The organism is Nguyenibacter vanlangensis (assembly GCF_013376155.1).
Lineage (GTDB): Bacteria > Pseudomonadota > Alphaproteobacteria > Acetobacterales > Acetobacteraceae > Gluconacetobacter > Gluconacetobacter vanlangensis.
On sequence record NZ_JABXXP010000245.1, the window covers coordinates 1 to 4,136 of the forward strand.

General features: G+C 65.2%; 4 protein-coding genes. All 4 read right to left on the reverse strand.

The genetic code is table 11. From position 1 onward, the window contains the following. Nucleotides 1-47 precede the first annotated feature (47 nt). Complete coding sequence (gene purF / locus HUK84_RS11620; RefSeq protein WP_246285636.1) at nucleotides 48-1,604, reverse strand: amidophosphoribosyltransferase; 1,557 nt, start codon at nucleotides 1,602-1,604, stop codon at nucleotides 48-50. 140 nt (nucleotides 1,605-1,744) lie between these two features. Beyond that, entirely contained in the window at nucleotides 1,745-2,257 is a 513-nt protein-coding gene (locus tag HUK84_RS11625) for a CvpA family protein (RefSeq protein ID WP_246285637.1), read from the reverse strand. A gap of 195 nt (nucleotides 2,258-2,452) precedes the next feature. Then, a complete protein-coding gene (locus HUK84_RS11630; RefSeq protein ID WP_317135282.1) occupies nucleotides 2,453-3,547 on the reverse strand; it encodes an acyltransferase family protein in 1,095 nt (364 codons plus the stop codon). A gap of 260 nt (nucleotides 3,548-3,807) precedes the next feature. Beyond that, nucleotides 3,808-4,136, reverse strand: a 329-nt coding sequence (locus HUK84_RS11635) for a phosphoribosyl-ATP pyrophosphatase (protein WP_176640439.1), incomplete at its 5' end; no start/stop codon positions are given.

Here is a 4,136-nt window from a genome sequence, read left to right on the forward strand (position 1 = left end):
GACCAGCGCCACGCTGCCCTCGGGCAGGCATGGCGGCAGGCGTGCCGTCACGCGGCGCCGGGCAGCGTGGCCCCAGTCCCAGTCCCAGTCCCAGTCCCAGTCCCCGCTTCGGCCTCCTCCTGGTCCACCAGCCGGATCGGATAATCGCCGGTAAAGCACGCGTCGCAGTAACGGCCTTCGGCGGCCTTGCGGTCGGCATGGCCCAGCGCGCGATACAGCCCGTCGAACGAGATGAAGGCCAGGCTGTCGACGCCGATCAGTTCGGCCATTTCCTTCAGGTCGTGCTGCGCGGCCAGCAGCTTGCTGCGCTCGGGCGTATCGATGCCGTAGAAGCAGGAATGCGTGGTGGGCGGCGAGGAAATGCGCATATGCACCTCGCGCGCGCCGGCGGCGCGGACCATGTCGACGATCTTGCGCGAGGTCGTGCCGCGCACGATCGAATCGTCGACCAGCACCACCCGCTTGCCGTCCAGCACCGGCCGGTTGGTCGAGTGTTTCAGCTTGACGCCCAGATGGCGGATCTGGTCGGTCGGCTCGATGAAGGTGCGGCCGACATAATGGTTGCGGATGATGCCAAGCTCGAAGGGAATGCCGCTGGCCGCCGCATAGCCCATGGCCGAGGGCACGCCGGAATCCGGCACCGGGACGATGACGTCGGCCTCGACCGCGCTCTCGCGGGCCAGTTCCATGCCGATGCGCTTGCGGGCCTCATAGACCGGCTTGCCGTCCAGCACCGAGTCCGGACGGGCGAAATAGATATATTCGAACACGCAGAAACGCGGCTCCTGCGCGCCGAACGGCTTGACCGAGCGCACGCCGTCATTGTCGATGATGACGATCTCGCCCGGTTCGACGTCGCGGACGAATTCGGCGCCCACGATGTCCAGCGCGCAGGTCTCGCTGGCCAGCACCCATGACGGCGCGGCACCGTTGTCGCCGGCGATGCGGCCCAGGATCAGCGGGCGGACACCCAGCGGATCGCGCACGCCGATCAGCGCGTCGCGCGACAGCGCCACCAGCGAATAGGCGCCCAGCACCTGCTTCAGCGCGTCGATCAGCCGGTCCACCACGTTGGAATAAAGCGAGATCGCGATCAGATGGATGAAGACCTCGCTGTCCGTGGTGGACTGGAAGATGCAGCCCCGGCGCACCAGCGCCCGGCGCAGCGCCTCGGCATTGGTCAGGTTCCCGTTATGGGCGACGGCCAGGCCGCCGAACTCGAAATCGGCGAACAGCGGCTGCACGTTGCGGATCAAGGTGGCGCCGGTGGTGGCATAGCGGTTGTGCCCCACCGCGCGATGGCCGGGCAGCGTGGTCATCACCCGCGCGTCGCCGAACACGTCGCCGACCAGGCCCAGCCCCTTGTGCGTATGGAAGCGTGCGCCGTCATAGGACACGATGCCCGTCGCCTCCTGCCCGCGATGCTGCAGGGCATGCAGGCCCAGCGCGGTCAGGGCCGAGGCGTCGTTGACGTTCCAGACGCCGAAGACGCCGCATTCCTCATGCGGCTTGTCGTCATCATGCCAGGACTCGTGTGCGGCATCGCCGGCGTCGTGCGTGGCGTCGTGCGTGGCGTCTTCCTGGGGCGGGTAACGGGTCGGCATGGTCGGCACTCTCTTTCCTCGACGGGCGCCCGGGGTGGCATCGGGGGCGGGGCGCGTGGTCGGCATATGGGCGCGGGCGAGATCCCAAACGGGTCCGGTCCGGGGCGTCATGACGCGTCCGTCCGTCCGACGCAAGCATCTTACGCAAGCTTCGGCTGCAGGAAGATGGGCAGGCAGCGCCGCAGAAGGAAGGCCCCCTGCTCGACCAGGGGGGTGACGCGCGCCATGTGCACCGGCGCGGGCCAGTCGGACGGCGCGCTCACCAGGCTGGCCAGCAGATAGGCCACGACCAGCAGCCCATAGCCGCGCAGCCCGCCGAACAGCAGCCCCAGCATGCTGTTCAGCCCGCCCAGCAGGGAGTCGCGGACGATCCGGCCGCAGGCCTGCGCGACCAGGGTGAAGACGATCAGCAAGCCGATGAACGGCAGCGCGAAGCCCAGCGTATTGGCCAGCAGCGGATTGCCGAGATGCGGGGCCAGCACCCGTTCGACCGGCGCCGTCCAGCGCGCGGCCAGCCGCAGCGCCCCGGCCCAGGTGCCCAGGCCCAGCAACTCGCGCACCAACCCCCGGCCATAGCCGAACAGGGCCGAGACGATCACCACCAGCCCGGCCGACAGATCGACCCATTCCGGGCCCGTCGGTGGCCAGTTCATCGGCGATCGCTCGTCGGGTTGCCGTGCGGCATCAGGCAGGAACGCTCCTCGGGCTGGGGGCCGGAAAGGATCGGCCCGACATGTGGCGCGGATGTGGCCGCTTATGCCAGCGCACGAGGACGGGGAAAAGAGCCCGGCCGGCATGTCGGCCGTATCGGGGGGCGAAGGGCGACGTGTCGGACCGTGCAGGGGGCGTCAGGTGGCCCCGGTCTCTTTCACCTCGCCCGATACCGGACGCGCGACAAGCGACAGGCTTGCCCGCTTTCGCAGCCAGCCGGAGACCGGCTGGTCGTAACAGGTCATCGCCAGGGCCGCGACGGTCACGCAGAGGCATGCCACCAGGGCGATCACGACAAGGTTCGACGTGCTCCCGATGAGCAGCGCGACAAAGAACAGGATGGGCGTGTGGACGACGTAATTGGCATAGGACAGCCGGCCCAGCCACACATCGCCCGGTACCAGCCGGCGATCCCCCGCCGAGAGGCCCAGGATCAGCGCGGCCGGCGGCAGGACGTAGAAGGTGGCCAGCCGCCAGGGAAGCGAGGAGAAGGGCGGAAAGACGATCAGCAGGATCGTCCCGACGGCCAGCACCGCAAAGGCGGGATGCCAGGGCATGCGCCCGAGAATCGCGCGGCTGAACCTGAAGACCACCAGCCCGGCGACGAAATCATAGCCCGTTCTCAGATACCCCCAGCCGGCGCCTGAACTCCCCCAGCCGATATTGAAGCCGCCGTTGCGATGCGCGACGCCCCCCAGCGCAATCCCCAGGACGATGGCCAGGCAGACGAGCCACCGGGTCGAAGCCCCTGCCAGGAACCGGGCCCAGAACAAGGTGACCGCGGTCTGATACAACACGGTATAGAGGGGCGGATCCGAGACGACGGCATAGTCCGGAAAACCCGACGCCGACCAGAATTTCGGCAGAAGAAGAAGGTTCAGAACCCCGAACAGCACGACCTGGGCAGTAAATGCCGCCCCCGCATGAGGATGTCTCATGATCAGAACGACAGAGCCGACGGCCACGCCGAGTATCATCAGCGGCGCCAGGCGCAGAAGCCGATGCCGGGCATAGCCCCCGAATGTCGTCGTTCCCGAAACTATTTTCTGTTCATCCGCATTGCCTGCGACAAACCCGCTCAACAGAAAGAAAAAGTCGACCAATACATGTGTATGATTAAGAAAATTATAATTCGTCAGATAAATAAAGCAATGATGCGTCATTATAAATATCGAGCATATAAATCGCATTGGCTCAATAAATCTGTAATATTGTTTTTTATGAATTGACATCGTCCGAACCCGGTACCGGAATGGCTATGTCAGTATTAAAAACAATATGGTATTACTAAATTTTTAACATTCCGACACATAATGAGACTTGTCGTGATTGTGATTTCCACCCCGCGAAACGTTCTTGTTTTTCGTCAATTCGAACGCGGAATACGTCAAGGCGGCAGCATAACGGGCCGCGACGACATCAGGACACTAAAATATTGATTCTAGTGTCCTTTCGATTCCGAAATTCGCTTGCGAATTTCGGAATCGGGACACTAGGGCAGCTTGGTCGTGCGGATGCGCCAGGGGTGGGGGATGGCCCGGCCGGCCCGCCCGGTCCGGCCGCCGGGCGTGCGGTTCAGGCTGGCCAGCAATTCGCCGACCTGGGTGCGGCGGTCCAGTTCGGTCCAGACCGAGGCGGCAGGGATGTCGCAGGCGACCCAGATTTCCATCAGCCGTTTCAGCGTGTCGGCGCTTTCGCGGATCAGCGCGGCACGGTCGTCGGCCACCAGCGCCGCCACGCAATGCTCGGCATGCAGGCCGAAACTGCGCAGCAGGCGGCGCAGGCGCAGTTCGGCCAGCGGGTCAGGGGACGAAACGCTCC